The following is an 18170-nucleotide window of genomic DNA, read 5'->3' as shown; positions in this document are numbered from 1 at the left end:
CTCCCGACAGCCGGACAGGCCCTGGAACGCAGACCGGCCCTGAACACTGACAGGCCCTGAACGCTGACCGGCCTTGGAACGCAGAAAGGCCCGCCTTCACAGGCGGGCCTGACCGCACGGCCGGAGCAGGGAGGGGTCAGCTGCCGACCGGTTCTGCGCGCAGCCGTGCCGAATGCTTGACCAGCGTGATCAGCACCTCACGGCTGGAGTCGCGCTTGCGGGCGTCGCACATGACGATCGGGATGTCCGGCCCGAGCTGGAGCGCGAGGCGTACCTCGTCCAGCTCGAACGTCGGCGCGCCCTCGAAGCAGTTGACCGCCACCACGAACGGCGTGCCCCGCCGCTCGAAGTAGTCGACCGAGGGGAAGCAGTCGGCCAGCCGCCGGGTGTCGGCCAGGATGACCGCGCCCAGCGCCCCCTCCGCCAGCTCGTCCCACACGAACCAGAACCGCTCCTGGCCGGGCGTGCCGAACAGGTACAGGACATAGTCGTTGTTGAGTGTGATACGGCCGAAGTCCATCGCCACCGTGGTGGTGCGCTTGGCCTCCACCGAGGTGAGGTCGTCGACCCCGATGCTGCGATCGGTCAGCACCTCCTCGGTACGCAGCGGCCTGGTCTCGGAGACCGCGCCCACCATCGTGGTCTTGCCCGCGCCGAAACCGCCCGCGATCAGGATCTTGATCGCCGTCGGAAGGCGCGGACGCTCAGAGCGAGCGAAGGCCATCGAGCACCGCCCTGTACATCTTTATGTCGTGCATGTCCACCTCGGATTGCGGTTCCTGGGCAGAGACGAGTTCGCGGTCGAACAGGTCACCGAGCAGCACCCGGATCGTGCCGGCGGGCAGATCCAGGTACGCGGCTATCTCGGCGACGGACTTGGGTTCGCGGCACAGCTGCAGGATGCGCAGGTGCTCGGGGTCCAGCCCGGCGTCGGGGCCCGGCGGCGGGCCGACCGCCAAGGCCATGGAGATCAGGTCGAACCTGCCGTGGGCAGGCTGCGTACGGCCACGAGTCACCACGTACGGGCGGATGATCTCCGGATCCACCCAGTGCTCGTCCGTGGGCTCGTCGTCCGGCCCTCTCACCCGTCGCTCCCGGCGATCGCCTCGGCGTTACGGGCGCCGGAGGTGAGGTACTGGCCGACCCTGGCGACCATCATCGCCATCTCGTACGCCACCAGGCCGATGTCGGCGTTCTGGTTGCACAGGACGGCGAGGCAGGCACGCTCGCCGGCGGTGGTCACGATGAGGAACTGGCTCTTCCACTCGACGACCGTCTGCCGGACCCTGCCGCCGGAGATGTGGTCGGACACGCCCTTGGCCAGGCTCTGAAGCCCGGATGCGACGGCGGACAGATGCTCGCCGTCGGTCCGCTGCAACCCGGCCGACGACGCCATGAGCAGACCGTCGGACGACAGCACGATGGCGTGCTCCGCGTCCTTGACGCGGCCGATCAGGTCGTCCATCAGCCAGTTGAGGTCGGTGCCCGACGTGGTGGGGCTCATTCCGTACCTCCCGTCTGCTCATCCAGCATCTTGGCCGCCTCGGAGCGGCCGAGACGGGTGCCTGACTGCAGGGATCCCATCATCGCGCGGATCTCCTCCGGCGAGCGCTCGTCATCGTCCTCCTCGAAATCGGGCTGCGTGGGCGCTTCTTCACGCAGCGCTGGTGCCAGGTTGGCCTGGGGTACCCGGAAGGGCAGCCCCGACGGTGTGAACTCGGTCACAGGTTTCTGCTCCGTGGCCGGCGTTTCTTTCTGTGGTTCTCGCTCAGAAGTGTCCTCCTGAACGGGCTCGGTTTCGGTAGCCGGCCTGGTCACGGGCTCGGGCCTCGGCCGGGAGACCGGCTCGGGCCTGCTCGCGGGCTCGGGGGCCTGCCGGGTCTCCTTGACCTCGCGTACGGGCGTCGGCGCCGCGAGCGGGGTGGCCGAGCGCGCCGAGCTGAGCGTGCGGACGTTCTCCGCCAGCGGCCTGGTCGCCGTGGCGACGCCCGCCTCCCTGCCGCGCTCCCTGCCGGGGGTGCGGCGCGGCAGCCGCTCGCGCCCGCCGTCCGTGCTGTCGGGTGACGGGTCGAGCTGGACGAGCTCCTGCGGCAGCAGCACCACGACGGTCGTGCCGCCGTACGGGGACGCCTTGAGCTTCACCTGGATGTCGTGGCGCTTGGCGAGCTGGCTGACCACGTAGAGGCCCAGCTGGGCGGTGCCGGAGATGCGGAACTCGGGCGGGTCGGCGATGCGCTTGTTGGCCGCCTCCAGGTCCTCGGGCTTCATGCCGAGACCGCGGTCCTCGATCTCGATCACGTAGCCGTTGGCCACGAGCTGGCCGCTGACCTGCACGTTGGTGTACGGCGGGGAGAACGACACGGCGTTCTCGATCAGCTCGGCGAGCAGGTGGATCACGTCACCGACGGCCCGGCCGGCGAGCACCACGTCGCCCATGGGCATGAGCGAGACGCGGGTGTAGTCCTCGACCTCGGCCAGGGCGCCGCGGACGACGTCCACCATGGGGACCGAGCGCCGCCACGTACGGGCGGGGGAGGAGCCGGACAGAACGATGAGGTTCTCGGCGTTGCGCCGCATCCGGATGGCCAGGTGGTCGAGCCGGAACAGCTCCTTGAGCTCCTCCGGGTCGGTCTCCCGGCGCTCCATGACGTCGAGCACGGTGAGCTGGCGGTGCACCAGGCCCTGCGTCCTGCGGGCCAGGCTGAGCAGAATGTCGCGGATGCTGCGGCGCAGCTCGGCCTGCTCGGCGGCGACGGCGATGGCGGTGCGCTGCATGGTGTTGAACGCCTGGCCCACCTGGCCGATCTCGTCGTCACCGAAGTCGAGCGCGGGGGCCTCCTTGGCGACGTCGACCTTCTCGCCGTGGCCGATGCGCTCCACGATGCTGGGCAGACGGTGGTCGGACAGCTCGTGCGCGGCGTCGCGCAGCTTCTGCAGCTGGGCGATGAGGGCACGTGCGGTGGTGATCGACAGGACGATGGACGCGATGACCGCGATCAGGCCGAGACCACCGGCGAGGACCAGCCGGACGATGACGTTGACGGCGACGGGGATCGCCCGCTCGACGACGCGGTCACCCGCGGCGAGGACCATCGTGTTGAGGTCGTTGAGCGCGGTGTCGGTGGCCTGGCGCCAGGTCGAGGAGGTGAACGGCACGCCGCCGTTCTCCGGACCCTGCTCGGCGACGAGGGTCTCCAGGTTGCGCAGCCGGTTGAACGACTGGCCGTTGATGACCTTCTCGTACTCGGACTGGTTGAAGTCGGACAGCTCGGAGCCCGCCTGGTCGGCGACGATCTTCCAGGCGCCGGTGGTGGCGACGAACTGCGCGTGCTCGGAGGCCGACAGGCGCCCGCTGACGAGCGCGCCGGACAGCAGCGCGTCCTCCTTGGTGATGATGTCCCGGGCCCGGCTCAGCGCCAGCAGGTTGCGGATGTCGCTTGCCAGCGCCTTGTCGTCGAGGGTGGCCAGCGCGCCGTACAGGTTGAAGATCGAGTCGATGATCTCGCTGTAGGCGTCGGTGGCCGACACGCGGTTGAGCCGGCCGGCGTCGACGGCCTGGCGAGTCTGCTTGATCATGTCGAGGCGGCGGAAGACCTCGTTGAGCCGCTCCGAGCCTTCCTCGTCGGTGGCCCAGTCGACCAGCGTGCCCGTGGCGGCCTCCCTGAAGGAGGCGAGCGTGCTGTCGGAACGCTTGCGCTGGGCCTCCATCTCCTTACGAGAGCGGGAGGTGGGGTCGCTCAGGTGAACGGCCGAGATCCGGCGCTCCTTCTGCAGCTCTACCAGCAGAGGCTCACTGGGGTCGACCACGCTGTCATTGACCTGGGTGACCCACAGGAGGTTGACGCCTTCGCGTAGAGTTACCCATGCCGCGAAGACCCACAGCGCCGCCAGGGAGAGTAGCAGAGCCGTGACTTTGGTCCGCAGTCTCGTATTGCGGGAGCCCATTTTACCCACCCTGAGAAAGTGATACTGAGTGCTGGCCACCTGCACGCACGGCGGTGGCAACGGACGGTGTCGATCACGAGACTGTAGCGCAGGACAAAGTGCCCCTCAAGCAACACCAATCGCTTTGCACACAAATATCCGATTTTTGACAGATTTAGTCAGAAATCGGATAAAATGGATATCCTGCGCGGGTGCAAGACGCCAGCTCCGCATACTTCGACATTCGTAATGACCTAGCAGACCGCCTGCTCAAAGCCTCCCATCAGCTCGCCGGGGTCCCCGAGCAGGACCGCGCGGCCGTCCTCACGGCGGCGCTCGACGCCGTGCCCGAGGCCGACCGGCTGCTGCGCCCCCACACCACACTCTTCGCCGACGGCGACAGCGCCTCCAGCCGGCTCGCCTTCAGCTGCCTGTCGGCCGCCGCCACGTTCCCCGCGGCGCGCCGCGACCAGATCGCCGACCTCGGCGCGCTCACCGCCGTCCTGTTCGGCATGGACGACATCGCCGACAGCATCGCGGGCGATTGGACCGACGCCGACGTGGACGCGTTCTTCGCCCGCATCCGCGGCGTGCTGTCCGGCGACGAGCCCGGCGAGTCCGAGGACTCCGGTCCCATGGGAGAGGCGCTGAGCGCGTGGCGGGCCTGGTGCGGGCGCTTCCGCGCCCACCCGGGAGCCGAAGCGCACGTGCCGTCGCTGCTCGGCCAGCTCGACCTCGCCGGCCGCGCCATGGCGCTGGAACGCCGCTGGGCCATGGGCGGCGAGCCCTGGCCCGGCTACGACCGCTACCTCGACAACGGCGGACTGACCATCCTCTACCGCACCTGGTGGGCGGCGGCCCTGGGCGTCTGCGGCCCCGAGCCGGCCCGCACCGAGCACTGGGCCGTGGTCGAGCCGGCCACCGCGCTCGGCGCCGAGTGCATGCGCCTGGCCAACGACCTGCGCACGTTCGAGCGCGAGCGGCGCGAGGGCAAGCCGAACTCCGTGCTCATCCTGGAGCGCGCCGGGACGAGCACGGAGGACGCCGTCGAGCGGGTGCGCGCGCACATCGCCGAGCTCAACGCCGCCTTCGACGCCGAGCTGCGGCGGCTGCCCGCCGAACTGGCCGGCGTCGTCGAGGGACAGCGCAGGAGCGTCGCCTTCAACGGCGCCTGGTACATGGCCAGGGACACGCACGCCTACACCGTGGCCGAGCTGGCCGCGGACGCCCGCTCCGAGTCGCAGTCTTAGAAGCACGGGCGTCGCTCAAGACGTCACGGCCGCCCGCGCCGCCAGATACGACGAGGCGATGACGGCGGCGCGGGTGATGGCGAACGGCGCGTAGAGGTCCTTGTCGTGCCAGAGCGGCGGGTGCTCGCCGCCCGTCGAGCCCGCCAGGTAGGCGAGCCCCCGGTCGGCGGCCTCGATCCGGCGCGGATCGTCCCGTCCCTCGGTCAGCAGCAGCACCTGCATGGCGTACGCGGTCTCCTCAGCGGTGCCCTCCCAGCGCCCCCACGATCCGTCGGGCCGCTGGGTGGACAGCACCCACTCGGCCGCCGCCCGCACCGCCGGAGCCGCGCCGGGGCCGCCGAACTCGTCCAGCGACAGCGCGCAGCTCACCGTGGCGTAGTAGGGCGAGGCGTGCCAGCGGTCGGTCCAGCTCCCGTCGGGCTGCTGGCGCTCGCCGATCCACGCCGACAGGTCGGCGATCGTCTCGGCGTAGCGGGGCGCGGCGTCGGGGCGGCGGGCGACGTACTGGCCGAAGGCGTCCAGCACGTGCGCGTTAACGCTCACAGAGGTGCCCTGCTCGCCGGGCCAGGTCGCGAAATGGGTGCCCGACCGGAAGCGCCACAGGCAGTCCGGCTCGTACGGCGCCCCCGCCAGCGACAGCGTGTACAGCGCCACGGAGGTGGTGTCGGCGTCGGCCGGCAGGCCGTATCCGGCGGGCGTGCCCTCGGGCCCGATGGCCGCCCTGATGTCGGCCAGCATCTCCGGCGGCACCTCGACGGGCACCCCGGCGCGTACCAGCCAGCTCAGCACCCAGCTCCGCTCGAACACGGTGATGGGCAGGCCCACCGGCACCGGGCCGCCGTGCAGCCGGACCACCGCCTCCAGGTGCTGCCTGGCGGGCTCGCCGTCCGGGCTCCCCCCTGAGCCGGCCTCGGGGCGGCCCAGCCACGCCGCGGTGGCGGCGGGGGAGGCGCCGATCGTGCCGATCGGCGTCGGGCGGATGCCGGGCGCGCCCGCCGCCTCCGCGCCGGCGATCTCCAGCGCGTGCAGCAGCTTCTCCGGCACCTCGGCGCCCGACTTGATCCACTCCCTGACGAGCCGGAGCGTGTCGTAGGTCATGCCCTCGGGCAGCGGCAGCGGCTCGTGACCCGCGCCCAGCTCGGCGAGGTGCTGGTTGATGAGCGACACCAGCGACGGCACGATGTGCTCGATCGCCGGCATGTCGGGCAGGTCGAGCCGCTCCTTCAGCCAGCCGCCGAGCACCTTCAGGCCGCGCTCGGCCGTCTCCAGCAGGCGGTCGCGCCCGATGCCGGGGTCGCTCCGCGTCAACGCGGCCAGGATGCCCTCGGTCGCGCTGAGCGTCGGCACCAGGCCGTAGCCGTCGGGTGCGCCCCAGGAGCCGTCGGGGCGCTGGGTGCGGACGAGGTAGCCGATCCGCTCGCCGTGGCCGGTCAGCCAGGGGGCGAGGGAGACGAGGCGGCCGGTCTCGTACACCGAGGGCGACACCTGGCCCCAGGGCCGGAGCATGAGGCTGGCGAGGAGCTCGTTCGCGGTCGCGGTCAGGTCGGCCGGGTCGGTGGCGGTGGCGAGGCTCACGTTGGTCCCGTTCTTCACGCCGCGCGCCGCCGTTCGTTGGGGTGCAGGCGCAGCCACAGCTTCTCCTTCGGCCGTACGGACGCGCCCGGCAGCGGGGTGAGCCGCTGCGGGTTGGTCAGCTCAGGCCGGTACCTGCTCAGCACGTTGGCGATCACCAGCGGGGCCTCGACGTAGAACAGGTGCTGGCCGAGGCACACGTGCGGGCCCGCGCCGAACGGAATGAAGGAGTAGCGGTGCTTGATCGCGGCCTTCTCGTCGGCCCAGCGGTCGGGGTCGAACTCGTCCGGCCGGTCCCAGAACTCCTTCAGCCGGTGCGTCGTGTACGGGCTGACCAGCACCTGCGAGCCGGCCTTGATGCGCATGCCGCCGATCTCGATGTCGTTGACCGCCTGCCGCGGGATGATCCACGCCGACGGGTAGACGCGCAGCAGCTCCTGGAGCACCATCCGCAAGTACGGCAGCTGGCCGACGTGCTCGGCGCGCACCGGCCCGCCGTCCACCACGTCGTCGATCTCCTGCCGCAGCCGGGCGTTGACCTCGGGGTGGTCGTGCAGCACCGACCACAGCCAGGTCAGCGACATGGCGGTGGTCTCCGAGGCGGCGCCGTAGATGCTGACCAGGTCGTCGCGCACCTGCTTGAGGTCGGCGCGGCCCTCCTTCTCCAGGCGGGCCGACAGCAGCTTGGAGACGACCTCCTTGCTGGAGGTGTCCTCGCGCTTGGCCTGCTCGATGAGCGGGTAGACGATCTCGTCGATCTTCTGGGCCGAGCGCAGGAACGCGCGGTCGCCCGGCACCTTGATGGAGTACGGCGCGAACGGGAAGAGTAACCGGAACCCGATCGAGGTGGCGCAGGTGGCGAACTCCGGCGCCAGCCGCTCGGCGGTGTCACGCGAGATCCGCCCGCCGAACAGCACCTTGATGACCGCCTGGTTGACGATCGTGGTCATCTGGTGCCCGCCGTCGATGAGACGTCCGGTCTCGGCGAACTTGTCCATCTCGAGCATGCACTCGGCGATGATGTCGGCCATGTCGTCGGCCAGCGAGGCGATGTAGCGCGAGGTGAACAGCGGCGCGAGGATCTTCCTGGTGGAAGCCCACGCCTCGCCTTCACCGAGGATGCTCTGGCCGGTCACGCGGCGGAGCGGCCGCCAGAACATGCCTTCACGGACGAAATTGGTCCAGTGGGTCTTGAGTACCTGCTCCACGTGATCCGGGTGCGAGACCAGATACGGCCGGAATGGACCCAGATTGACGCGGACGATCCGGCCCGCGGCCTCTGTTCCCATGTTGGCCAGTTCCGTCACCGGGTCCTTCACCAGGCGGGGTAGTGCCCGGTGGAAGGGGACGACGTGGGGAGTGGACACGGAGGTTTCCGTGGGGTGCGGCATGGCGGCGATACCCCGATCAGAGAGCGTTATGTAGCTAGAAGTGTTCTATGTGAGGAAATCTCACTCAATGAGTGATTATTGTACGAAAGTGCGTGTATGATCAAGCTTGGGCGGAAAAGAGAGATGTCGCCCTTCTGTTGATTCGCGGAGGAATGATGGTGGTCGGTTCCATTCGTGGTACGGTTTCCGGCTCCATCTCCGCCGTCCTCGACCAGTCACTTCTCCCGGGTGCGATGGTGTGCGGAACCCGGAGGTCGCTCGCAAGCGGTGCTCGGGACGCGCGTCGGCTCTGCTGGCACCTGTCTCACATGACGGGCATGTCATGACAGATATCAAAACCACGTGGAGTATCACATGCTTCTGCATGGAGTTTCAAGATCAACCGGAGGTAGGGGCCCCCGATGAGCGTCAGCCGCCCGGCCGTTCTGCCGCAGGGCGCCGACCCCTTGGCACGCTTCCGTCGCCTGCTCGAACCCGCCCTGCGTGAGGCCGTCGCGGCGCTGCATCCCTGGGGCGCCAAGATGGCCGCGTTCACGCTCGGCTGGTCCGACGTGGACGGCCGCCCGCTTGAGGGCGGTGTCGGCAAGGGCGTCAGGCCGGCTCTCGTCATGCTCAGCGCCGAAGCGGTCGGCGGCACCGCCGAGTCCGCGCTGCCCGGCGCCGTGGCGGTCGAGCTGGTGCACGCCTTCTCCCTGGCCCACGACGACATCATCGACCGCGACGAGCTGCGCAGGCATCGGGCCGCGCTGTGGAAGGCGTACGGTGTGGGGCCGGCGCTGCTGACCGGCGACGCGCTGCTGGCGCTGGCCGTCGGCCAGCTCGCCGGGCGTCCCGAGGCGATGCCCTACCTGTCCGCCGCTTTGATGGAGCTGGTGCAGGGGCAGACCGCCGACATGGCCTTCGAGGACCGCCCCTGGCGCGGGCCCGGCGAGGTCACCGTGGACGAGTACGCCGCGATGGCGGCGGGCAAGACCGGCGGCCTGCTGGGCGCCGCCGCCGCGGCCGGCGTGGCCCTGGGCGGTGCGCCCGAGCTGGCGGGGCGCATGTGGCAGATGGGACGCGACCTCGGCGTCGCCTTCCAGATCGCCGACGATATCCTCGGCATCTGGGGCGACCCCCGTATGACCGGCAAGCCCGTCCACAGCGACCTGCGGCGGGAGAAGAAGACTCTGCCGGTGCTCGCCGCGCTGGCCGGCGACGGACCGGCCGCGCGCGAGCTGTCCGACCTGCTCGCGGCGGGCGTCGAAGGAGAGGAGTCGGTACGGCACGCCGCCCGACTGGTGGAGGAGGCCGGCGGCCGCGCCGGTGCCGAGAGCCTCGCTGAGCGGTACGTGGCCTCGGCGCTCGGCGTACTCGACGAGTGCCTGCCGCACGCCACCGACCTGCGCGCCCTGTGCGGCAGCCTGGTTCACCGGTCCGCCTGATCACCCGGATCGCAGAAGCACCGGTGAGCACCGGGCAGGGCGGAGGTCGGGTCGCCTGAGCCTCGGGCGTGTGAGCGCCGGTCGAGCCGGCATCGGTCCTGGTCGGCGTGGTAAAGGGCGGAGGCCCGGGTCGCCTGAGTCCCGGGCGCATGAGCGCCGGCCGGCTGAGGAGCCACGCGTCAGACCACCGCGTGCCGCGCGCTCGCCTCTCATGAGGGCCCAAGGGCGGGGCCGCGCCAGGCCGCCGGAATCGGGCTGCGGATAATGGCGGGATGAGAACTATTGGCAATTCCGACCTGTCCGTATTTCCGATTTCGCTCGGCACCAATGTCTTCGGCTGGACGGCCGACAAGGAGACCTCGTTCGCGGTCCTGGACGCCTACGTCGAAGGCGGCGGCAATTTCCTCGACACCGCCGACGTGTACCCGTACTGGGCCACCGAAGAGCCCACGTCCGAGACCATCATCGGCGAGTGGCTGGCCGCGCGCGGCAACCGTGAGTCCATCGTGCTGGCCACCAAGGTCGGCTCGCTGGAGGGACGCAGCGGGCTCAAGGCCGACAACATCAAGGCGGCCGCCGAGGACTCGCTGCGGCGGCTGCGTACGGACTACATCGACCTCTACTGGGCGCACTTCGACGACCCTGACACGCCGCTGGCCGAGACGCTGGCCGGGTTCGACGCGCTGATCCGCGAGGGCAAGGTCCGCTACATCGGCGCGTCCAACTACACCGCGCCCCGGCTGGCCGAGGCGCTCGCGACCGCCGATAAGGAGGGCCTGGCCAGGTACGTCGCGTTGCAGCAGCCGTACAACCTGGTCGAGCGCGGCTACGAGGGCGAGCTGCGCGACCTGGTGGCGCGCGAGGGGCTGTCGAGCACCCCGTACTCCGGGCTCGCCGGAGGCTTCCTGAGCGGCAAGTACAAGCCGGGCGCCACCGTGGACAGCCCCCGGGCGTCGAAGGCGGGCGAGTACCTGAACACCGAGCGCGGCCCCAAGGTGCTGGAGGCGCTGAACAGGGTGGCGGAGGAGCGCGGCGCGGCGCCCGCGACGATCGCGCTCGCCTGGCTGGCCGCCCAGCCGACGGTGACCGCGCCCATCGCGAGCGCCCGCAACGTCGAGCAGCTCGGGCCCCTCCTCGCGGCGGCCGGCACCACGCTGACCGCCGAAGAGCTCGCCCTGCTGGACGAGGCGTCGCGCCCCTGACGGGCACGACGCCTTGGGATCTTGATCATGCTGCGGCCGGGCCACGGCCGGGCCGCACTGGGGCTGAGGCCGGATCGCGGACCAGGCACAGGCCATGCGACCGGGCTACCCCATCAGCTCCTCGTCGACGAGCCGCCGGCTGGAGGCGACCAGCCCGATGCGGCAGCGCATTTCGCGCACGTCGACGCCGGACCGCAGGTCAGGCCGGGGTCAGGACAGGCCGTGCTGCTTGCACCAGTCCTCGACGCTGCCGGCCGCCTCCTCGACGACCTGCTTCCAGTGGGGGTCGGCGGTGATCGCCTCGCCGACGGAGGAGTGGGAGGCGAAGACGGCGGTGAGCCCGGTGATGCGGAAGATCTTGGAGATCCGCTCGGTGGTCATCACCAGCGCCAGCGAGCCCTCCTGCGTGCGGAGCCGCTTGAGCCCGCCGACCAGGACGCCGAGGCCGGTCGAGTCGAGGAACTCGACCGTGCTCAGGTCGGCGATGAGGTGGACGACGCCCTGGCTCGCAAGGCCGATCACCTGCTCGCGCAGCTTCGGAGCGGTGAACACGTCGACCTCACCGGCGATCTTGAGCACGGCGCAGTCGCCGACCGGTCCGACCACCTCGATGCTGATGTCTTGCATGTCGCGCCTCACCATCGGCCGTATTCTCGGCCTGTCATCGGCAACATTGACGGGGAAATCTGTACATTGACGGTACTGCCACGATCGCCTTGTCGTCAACGCTTGACTTGCGGTGTCATCGTGCAGAATGACACTCCGAAGGAGTGATCGCATTGCGGGTCGAAGAGGCCATCGGCCGACAGATCGCACGCCTGCGGGCGGAGCGCGGGATGTCACTGACCGAGCTGGGCGAGGCGCTCGGCCGCTACCTCGACAGGCCCTGGAGCCGCCAGGCCGTCCACCAGGCCGAGCGCGGCCAGCGCGCCTTCACCGCCGCCGAGCTGACCGCGCTCGCGCTCGCCCTTGACACCTCGGTCCCGGTGCTGTTCAGGGCCGAGAACGACCGCATCGAGCTGCCCGGCGGTGCCGTCTCCCCCGAGGATTACCGGGGCATCCTGCTGAACAGGGAGCCCGACATGCCGCTCGACGGAGTCGAAGAGCTGATCATCGCCCTGCACGACATCGGCGAGGTGCTCTCGCGCCCGGCGCTCGCCCGGCTGGCCCGCATCGGCCGCGTGGCCGACCAGGTCGCCGGCCCCGACCCCCAGCCCTGAGCCGGTCTCCGGGCGTAGGCCGTCGGTGCTCGGCGGCGGCCACGTTCAGACGGCGCGGGGTCAGCAGCCGCACCACCAGCCTGCCGGCCGGCATCGGCGCCGCCCCGGCCGCACTCGTCAGCACCAGAGACTCGGTGAGGGCCGCCCGCGCCTGAACGGCCGGCGCCGCGAGGTGGTGACCGCCGTCATGATCCGCCTCTCTCGGGCCCGGCGCCCTCCAGGAACGTGGCCCGCAGCAGCCGGGGCAGGTCCCGGCGGGCCACGTCACCGTGGCGCAGGCTCTCGCGTACGGTCGCCATCAGCCCGTACACGGTGTTGCTCACCCACCGCACGGGCAGGTCGGCGCGGAGCGCCCCGGCGCGCTGGGCGGCGGCGTAGAACTCCAGCTCGCGCGCCTCCAGCTCCTCGGCGCGGCGGCGCAGTTCGGGCTCGATCATGAGCGTGTAGTCGGTCAGGCCGAAGCCGTACTCGTCGGCGATCTCGATCATGCCGACGATCAGCGCGTCCAGCGCCTCGGCCAGCGCCTTCGGATTTTGCGACGCGGTCGCGGCGGCCAGCCCGCACTGCTCCTGGAGACGTTCCCGCCGGTCGTGGGCGCGGTGCGCGAGCGCGAGCATCAGCTCTTCGCGGCTGCTGAAGTGGCGGTGCAAGGTCGCCCTGCTGACGCCGGCCGCCTCGGCGAGCTGCGCCATGGAGGCGAGCGGGTTCTCGTTGAGGTGATGGATCGCGGCCTTCATGATCTGGTCGCGGCGCACGGCCATGGCAGACACCTGCGTAGCAAATGAGACAGTTTCGTCTCAAATGCTACACGGCGGTCTCGCGAGGTGCGTCCGGGGTGACACCTGCGACACCCCTCTCGCCCCGACGGCATGGCGTGTCACTCGCACCCCGCATTAATGTGCTGAGCTGTGGTGATCGGTGACGTCCGCACGCGCATCCTGGACGCGGCGGAGGAGCTGTTCGCGGGCCGCGGGTACGAGGCCACCACGACCGCGGTCATAGCGAAATTCGCGAAAGTGCCCAAGCGGCTGATTGCTCAGTACTTTCCGCAGAAGATCGACATGCTGGTCGCTCTCGTGAACGAACGCGCCGTCATCGAGGAGGGCCGCGAGGTCGAGGCCGTGCCCGGCGACCTGGCCGGCACGCTCGCCCGGCTCGCCCGCGCCCTGCCGCTGCGCGCCTCGCCGTCGATGCGGCGCATCTTGTTCCGCGAGGCCGACACCCACGGCTCGGTCAAGGAGCGGCTCACCCGGCTCAACGGCGAGCTCGTCAGGCGGGCCAGGTTCGCGCTCGAGCTCGCCATGCCCGGGGCGCGCGGCGACGCGGCCAGGCTGGAGGTGGCGGCGGCCATGTTCGCCGCCGCCCTGCTGTACCAGGAGAACCTGTGCCAGCTAACCGGCCACCAGATCGACCCCGACGCCGTCGCGGAACTCATCGCCCACTCGCTCGTCTGACAGCTCGTCGAGCGCCGTGCGCAGGTGGGCGAGCAGGCTCCACACGTCGTCCACGCGCTCGGGGCAGGCCACGATGCCGAAGTCGAGCATGCCGTCGTACGAGAAGCACGTGATGGTGAGGCCGCCGCTGACGTCGCTCAGCACCGACAGCGGGTAGTACGACAGCACCCGCCCGCCGCACAGGTAGAGCGGGAACTGCGGCCCCGGCACGTTGCTGACGATCAGGTTGACCGGCGGGAAGGCCATGCCGGCCAGGCGGAACACGGCCGGCGTGGCCAGGCTCGTGACCGGGGCGGGCAGCAGCGAGCACAGCTCGCTCGGCCACGTCGCGGGAGCGAGTGCGAACCGGCGCTTGGCCCGGCTCATCACCGCGCCCATGACCCGCAGCCGCTCCAGCGGGTCCGGTACGTTCGTCGGCACCGGGGCCATCATGGCCGAGATCTGGTTGCCGATCAGGTCCTCGGCTCCCTTACGGCGCACCGCGACGGGCACGGCCACGACCAGCGGCGCGTCGGGCAGCGCGTCCCGCTCCACAAGCCACGAGCGCAGCGCGGACGCGCACAGCGTCATCACCACGTCGTTGACGCTCATGCCGTGCGCCTTGGCGATCTTCTTGATGTCCTTGAGCGGCAGTGAGCCGAACGACAGGTGGCGGCGGGCGCTGATCGGGCCGTTGAACGGTGTGCGCGGCACCGCCAGGCGCGGCAGCTCGGGCCGGTGCTGCCGGTCGCCGCTGACCGCCCTGGCCGCCTTGGCGATCAGCTTCGCGCCCGGGAGCGCGGCGGCCAGCGGGATGGCGTCCAGATCCGCCGCCGCCCTGATCATCGAACGGGCGGCGCGCAGCGGCTGGGCGGCGCCGTGCACCGCCGCTCCGACCAGCATCCTCGCGAGCCCCGCCTTCTGGGGCGCCGCTGGCGCGGCCGGTCGCGTCTTTGCCGAGGTCAGGTGGCCGTCGGGGCTGAGATCGAGCAGCGCCGCCAGGGTCTCCGCCCCCGAAACCCCGTCGATGGCCGCGTGATGCACCTTCGTGTAGACGGCGACCCGGCCCCCGCGCAGGCCCTTGATCAGGTGCATCTCCCACAGCGGCCGCGTCCTGTCGAGCCTGCGGGCGTGGATCTCCGCGACCGCCGCCGCGAGCTGCCGGTCGTCGCCCGGCGCCGGCAGGGTCAGCTCGAAGAGATGGCGGTCGATGTCGAGATCGGGATCGGCGACCCAGTACGGATGATCGAGCCCCAGCGGCACCTCCGCCAGGCGCATGCTGAGCGCGGGGGACAGGTGCAGGCGGGCGCGCAGCAGCTCCGCCAGCGCGTCTCTGCGGACCATGCCGTCCGCCGGGTCGAGCACCGCCAGTCCGGCCACGTGCGCGGCGGTGGTCGCCGACTCCAGGTGGAGGAATTGGGCGTCGAGTGCGGTCAGCTGACGCATCGGCTCTCCTTTTCCCGGTGATGCCGGCAGCATCACATGACGGGATTTCCGGAAGGTTTCCCGGGGAGTCCGCCAGATGAATTCAGCCGCTTTGTCAGATGAAAATTGCCCAAGGCGGGCGATGGATGACTTTTTCGTCAGCCGAAGACGACGTGCACGGGGTGTCGTACGACGGCGTCGAAGTGATATCCCATCGGGTGTTTGGTGCACGTGAGCGGCTGCGTGGCGCCGGTCTCGTCGGTCGCGCGGGCCATCAGCAGCCTCGTGCCGGTGCGCCGCGGCGTCCACTCGATGTGCCACGGCAGCCAGGCTTTCGCCAGGTGGTGGCCGTGGTGCTCGGCCTCGCGCCAGGTGAGCCCGCCGTCGTCGCTCACCTCCACCCTGACGATCCTGCCCCGCCCCGACCACGACCGCCCGCGCAGGATCCGGACGTCCGGCAGCGGCACCCTCGCATTCCACGGCAGCTCGAACGCGCTCTTGATCGGCTGCGTGGTGACGTCCGCGTAGAAAACGGTGTTCCACGGCGTGAAGATCTTCTCTGTGGCGACTTCGAGCTCCCCGAGCCATTTGATCGACGCGATTCCCACCCATCCCGGCACCACCAGCCGCGCCGGAAATCCATGGTCCGGAGGAAGCGGCACACCGTTCATTTCGTAGGCCACGAGCACGTCGTCCATCGCCTTGGCGATCGGCAGTGGCCGGCGCACGTGGCCGTACTCCTCGAACGGCTCGTCCAGCCCCGTCGCGAGCACGTCCACCGCCTCCGGCCGCACGCCCACCTCCTTGAGCAGGTGTTTCAGCGGCACCCCGCGCCAGCGCGCCACCCCGATCCCGCCGAGACCCCACTGCGTGCCGGGAGCGCCGTCGTGCTGCTGCGTCCGGTAGAAGCGCCGCCCGTTGCCGGCGCACTCCAGCGCCACGTCGTACGTGCGGGACGGCATCGCGCGCAGCTCGTCGTACGTGAACGCGTGCGGCCGCCGGACCCCGGGGCCGTGGACGCGCAGCTGCCAGGTGGTGACGTCGATGAGGGGCGTCGAGGTGTGGTTCCTGACGAAGAACCGGTCGTTCGGCGTGTGATAGCCGAGGCCCGCCATGGACTCCCACCTCATCTCGGCGCTGTTGCCATGCACCCGGAACAGGTGGTCGGGCAGCGGCTTGACGATCGATGCCGTGGCTTGCCTCATGGAGCATCACCTCGTTGTGACTATTTCCTACCTGGAAACCATCTAATCTCCTGCGGCTGACTCCGCGCGCCCTTCCTTGCCGAAATCTGCCCAGCCTGTACAGGAACGTTCCCCGCCCGCTCACCTACCCGCCACCCACCCCACCCCAACGACCCTCGTCGCGCCCCGCCCAACGCCCCCGCCCAACGGCCCCGGCCACGCCGTATGACCAACGCCCCGGCTGCGCCCTCACTACTGCCCCGACCTCACCGCACACGGGCATTCGCGGGTGAGTGGGGACATGCCGGGGCGCACGGCATTGGCGTGCGAGGGGCGTGGGTGTGCTGGCGATCGGGGTGCGGCGACGATGTCAGGGGGAGTGGTGTGGTGGTTACGCGCGACTGCCGCGATCCCGCCTAACGCCCCGTCTGCGCCCTCGCCCGTCCCAAGCCCCGCACCGAGCCCACCGCCCTGCACCGAGCCCACCGCCCTGCACCAGGTGGGCCGCTCGTTCTGGGGTTGTCGCCCGTTCGGGGCTCGCCGTCTCGCCTCTGGGGTCGCCGTCTCGTGGCGGGCCTGTCGTTCCGCTTTGCGCCGCCGCCCGTTTGGGCTTGTCACCCTGCACCGGGGCCGCTGTCCTGTGTCGGGCTTGTCGCCCCGCTCCGTGGCCACCGCCTCGTACCGGGTAGTGCCTCATGCCACTTGCCGGAGCTTGTCCGCGCCACCCATCTCTCTCCGCCGCGCCTGCGGCTTCGGTCGGTTCTCGCCGCCTGGCCGCCGGTGGTCCGGTGGTGATGGGCGTCGTGCCATTGGTCTGGGCGCCTTGGCCGGCCGTTCGCCGAGCGTCGGCGCGCCCGCGTGAACCTCCCACGGGGGCTTCGGCCGTTGCCCGGCAGGGCGTCGCGTCGCGGTGGGATGGCAGGACAATGCGCCGCGCCCAATGAGCACGACACACAGAAGCGCTCCCAGCCGGCCGGCCCCGACTCGTGGTGACTTACGGTCGCCGGCGGCTCCTGTCGGCCGGCTCCGGCTCTCGGCGGGTTGCCGTCTTCGGATTCTGGCTGCACCGTGGTCGTGGTCTTGTCGGCGGTGGGAAAGGTGTCGAGCGGTTGACCGATACGTGGTGGTGGGATCTGCTGATCGGGGTGGCGGTCGCGGTCGTGGTCTGCTGGGTGGCGCTGGTGGTCGTGCTCGCCGCCGTCCGGCCGCGCGGCGGGCTGCTCCGGGAGTCGCTGCGGCTGCTGCCCGACATGCTGCGACTCGTTCGCCGCCTCGCCGCCGACCGGGATCTGCCCCGTGGCGTACGGGTGCGGCTCTGGCTGCTGGTCGCCTACCTGGCGGTGCCGATCGACCTGATACCGGACTTCATCCCCGTCATCGGGTACGCCGACGACGCCATCGTCGTGGCGGCCGTCCTGCGGTCGGTGGTGCGGCGAGCCGGCCTCGACACGGTACGCCGCCACTGGCCCGGCACCCCGGACGGCTTCACCGCCCTCACCCGCCTCACCGGCCTGAGCACTCCTGATGCGCCTGAGTCTCCACGGTGAGCACCCGCCCCACCGGCGGGCTTCGCCTTCCGCCGGTGCAACCCACCGCAAGCCGATCAAGGCGCGGGGGGCTTCGCGAACAGCGTGATTGCCACCGCCCACCCACGGAGGAAGCCCGCAAAGGCGCTGACGGCCTCACGCGGCTCGATCGTCTCCGCGCGATGGACGGCAGGCAGGTTGTGGCGGCTGGACGGTGGTTCCAGAGGCGACCACGTGGAAAGCCGGTCCCGAGGCGACCGCGTGGTGGGTCGGTCCTGAGGCGATGGTGTGGTGGGTCGGTCCTGAGGTGACGGCGTGGTGGGTCGTTCGCGGTGGGACTGGAGGCGGGCGAGCCGCACCGACGACAGGATCCTGCGCTCGGGTTTCTGATCCTTGGGTTCGCCTTTTGAGTCGCATCGGGCGCTCGGGGCGGTGAGTGGCGTTGGCACGTAGGTCGCGTGGACGTGCTTCGCGGGCGGGGAAAACCTCGCGCACGTGTCGTGCTTCCGCTGGCCTGCCATGTAGGCCCGCGCATCTGGTGACCGACCCAGGGAACACCGTCGTCCGGCTGCGCCTCGTGCGGCTGCGCCTCGTGCGGCTGCGCCTCGTGCGGCTGCGC

Annotated in this window: 15 protein-coding genes and 1 pseudogene; 6 read left to right on the top strand and 10 right to left on the bottom strand. The window is 70.6% G+C overall.

Going from position 1 to position 18170, the window contains the following annotated elements:
- Positions 1-136 precede the first annotated feature (136 nt).
- The 4 genes from AB0K67_RS28820 to AB0K67_RS28805 are packed head-to-tail and all read right to left on the bottom strand — an operon-like array spanning position 137 to position 3807.
- Positions 137-724, bottom strand: coding sequence for an ATP/GTP-binding protein (locus AB0K67_RS28820; protein ID WP_364066591.1), 588 nt, complete (start codon positions 722-724; stop codon positions 137-139).
- On the bottom strand, positions 705-1046 hold the full coding sequence (locus AB0K67_RS28815) for a DUF742 domain-containing protein (RefSeq protein WP_364066588.1): 342 nt from the start codon (positions 1044-1046) through the stop codon (positions 705-707). Before AB0K67_RS28815 ends, AB0K67_RS28820 begins: the two co-directional genes overlap by 20 nt.
- A 35-nt stretch (positions 1047-1081) precedes the next feature.
- A complete protein-coding gene (locus AB0K67_RS28810; RefSeq protein WP_364066585.1) occupies positions 1082-1504 on the bottom strand; it encodes a roadblock/LC7 domain-containing protein in 423 nt (140 codons plus the stop codon).
- Complete coding sequence (locus AB0K67_RS28805; protein ID WP_364066582.1) at positions 1501-3807, bottom strand: nitrate- and nitrite sensing domain-containing protein; 2307 nt, start codon at positions 3805-3807, stop codon at positions 1501-1503. Before AB0K67_RS28805 ends, AB0K67_RS28810 begins: the two co-directional genes overlap by 4 nt.
- A 329-nt stretch (positions 3808-4136) precedes the next feature.
- Here AB0K67_RS28805 and AB0K67_RS28800 point away from each other — a divergent pair, with 329 nt between their 5' ends.
- Positions 4137-5174, top strand: coding sequence for a terpene synthase family protein (locus AB0K67_RS28800; RefSeq protein WP_364066579.1), 1038 nt, complete (start codon positions 4137-4139; stop codon positions 5172-5174).
- A gap of 15 nt (positions 5175-5189) precedes the next feature.
- Here the strand turns inward: AB0K67_RS28800 and AB0K67_RS28795 are convergent, their stop codons facing one another.
- Both AB0K67_RS28795 and AB0K67_RS28790 read right to left on the bottom strand, forming a co-directional pair.
- Complete coding sequence (locus AB0K67_RS28795) at positions 5190-6806, bottom strand: prenyltransferase/squalene oxidase repeat-containing protein (protein ID WP_364066576.1); 1617 nt, start codon at positions 6804-6806, stop codon at positions 5190-5192.
- Positions 6764-8113 carry a cytochrome P450 gene (locus tag AB0K67_RS28790; RefSeq protein WP_364066573.1) on the bottom strand — a complete coding sequence of 450 codons (1350 nt, stop codon included), beginning with the start codon at positions 8111-8113 and terminating at the stop codon, positions 6764-6766. Before AB0K67_RS28790 ends, AB0K67_RS28795 begins: the two co-directional genes overlap by 43 nt.
- Before the next feature lie 425 nt (positions 8114-8538).
- Here AB0K67_RS28790 and AB0K67_RS28785 point away from each other — a divergent pair, with 425 nt between their 5' ends.
- Both AB0K67_RS28785 and AB0K67_RS28780 read left to right on the top strand, forming a co-directional pair.
- Positions 8539-9561 carry a polyprenyl synthetase family protein gene (locus tag AB0K67_RS28785; protein ID WP_364066570.1) on the top strand — a complete coding sequence of 341 codons (1023 nt, stop codon included), beginning with the start codon at positions 8539-8541 and terminating at the stop codon, positions 9559-9561.
- A 272-nt stretch (positions 9562-9833) separates the two neighbouring features.
- The gene (locus tag AB0K67_RS28780; RefSeq protein WP_364066567.1) at positions 9834-10763 is read left to right on the top strand and encodes an aldo/keto reductase; all 930 of its coding nucleotides are present in this window, start codon (positions 9834-9836) and stop codon (positions 10761-10763) included.
- A gap of 288 nt (positions 10764-11051) precedes the next feature.
- On the opposite strand, the pseudogene AB0K67_RS28775 reads toward AB0K67_RS28780, so the two are convergent.
- Positions 11052-11390: pseudogene (locus AB0K67_RS28775) on the bottom strand (STAS domain-containing protein); the annotation flags it as partial.
- A gap of 152 nt (positions 11391-11542) precedes the next feature.
- Between AB0K67_RS28775 and AB0K67_RS28770 the strand changes: the two are divergent.
- Positions 11543-11983 carry a helix-turn-helix transcriptional regulator gene (locus AB0K67_RS28770; RefSeq protein ID WP_364066564.1) on the top strand — a complete coding sequence of 147 codons (441 nt, stop codon included), beginning with the start codon at positions 11543-11545 and terminating at the stop codon, positions 11981-11983.
- Between the two features lie 185 nt (positions 11984-12168).
- Here the strand turns inward: AB0K67_RS28770 and AB0K67_RS28765 are convergent, their stop codons facing one another.
- The gene (locus AB0K67_RS28765) at positions 12169-12744 is read right to left on the bottom strand and encodes a helix-turn-helix domain-containing protein (RefSeq protein WP_364066562.1); all 576 of its coding nucleotides are present in this window, start codon (positions 12742-12744) and stop codon (positions 12169-12171) included.
- A gap of 147 nt (positions 12745-12891) precedes the next feature.
- On the opposite strand from AB0K67_RS28765, the gene AB0K67_RS28760 reads away from it, so the two are divergent.
- A complete protein-coding gene (locus tag AB0K67_RS28760; protein WP_364066559.1) occupies positions 12892-13437 on the top strand; it encodes a helix-turn-helix domain-containing protein in 546 nt (181 codons plus the stop codon).
- Here AB0K67_RS28760 and AB0K67_RS28755 read toward each other — a convergent pair.
- Together AB0K67_RS28755 and AB0K67_RS28750 are read right to left on the bottom strand one after the other, a co-directional pair.
- Entirely contained in the window at positions 13375-14862 is a 1488-nt protein-coding gene (locus AB0K67_RS28755) for a wax ester/triacylglycerol synthase family O-acyltransferase (RefSeq protein ID WP_364066556.1), read from the bottom strand. The genes AB0K67_RS28760 and AB0K67_RS28755 overlap by 63 nt on opposite strands.
- Before the next feature lie 137 nt (positions 14863-14999).
- Positions 15000-16046, bottom strand: a complete 1047-nt coding sequence (locus AB0K67_RS28750; RefSeq protein WP_364066553.1) for a sulfite oxidase — start codon at positions 16044-16046, stop codon at positions 15000-15002.
- A gap of 1088 nt (positions 16047-17134) precedes the next feature.
- Here AB0K67_RS28750 and AB0K67_RS28745 point away from each other — a divergent pair.
- Positions 17135-17572, top strand: a complete 438-nt coding sequence (locus AB0K67_RS28745; RefSeq protein ID WP_364066550.1) for a YkvA family protein — start codon at positions 17135-17137, stop codon at positions 17570-17572.
- The last annotated feature ends 598 nt before the right edge of the window (positions 17573-18170 follow it).

Source organism: Nonomuraea sp. NPDC052634, from assembly GCF_040678535.1.
In the GTDB taxonomy this organism is placed as follows: Bacteria; Actinomycetota; Actinomycetes; order Streptosporangiales; family Streptosporangiaceae; genus Nonomuraea; species Nonomuraea fastidiosa.
Note: the sequence above shows the minus strand (reverse complement) of the source record. Positions and strands in the feature narration are given on the sequence as shown.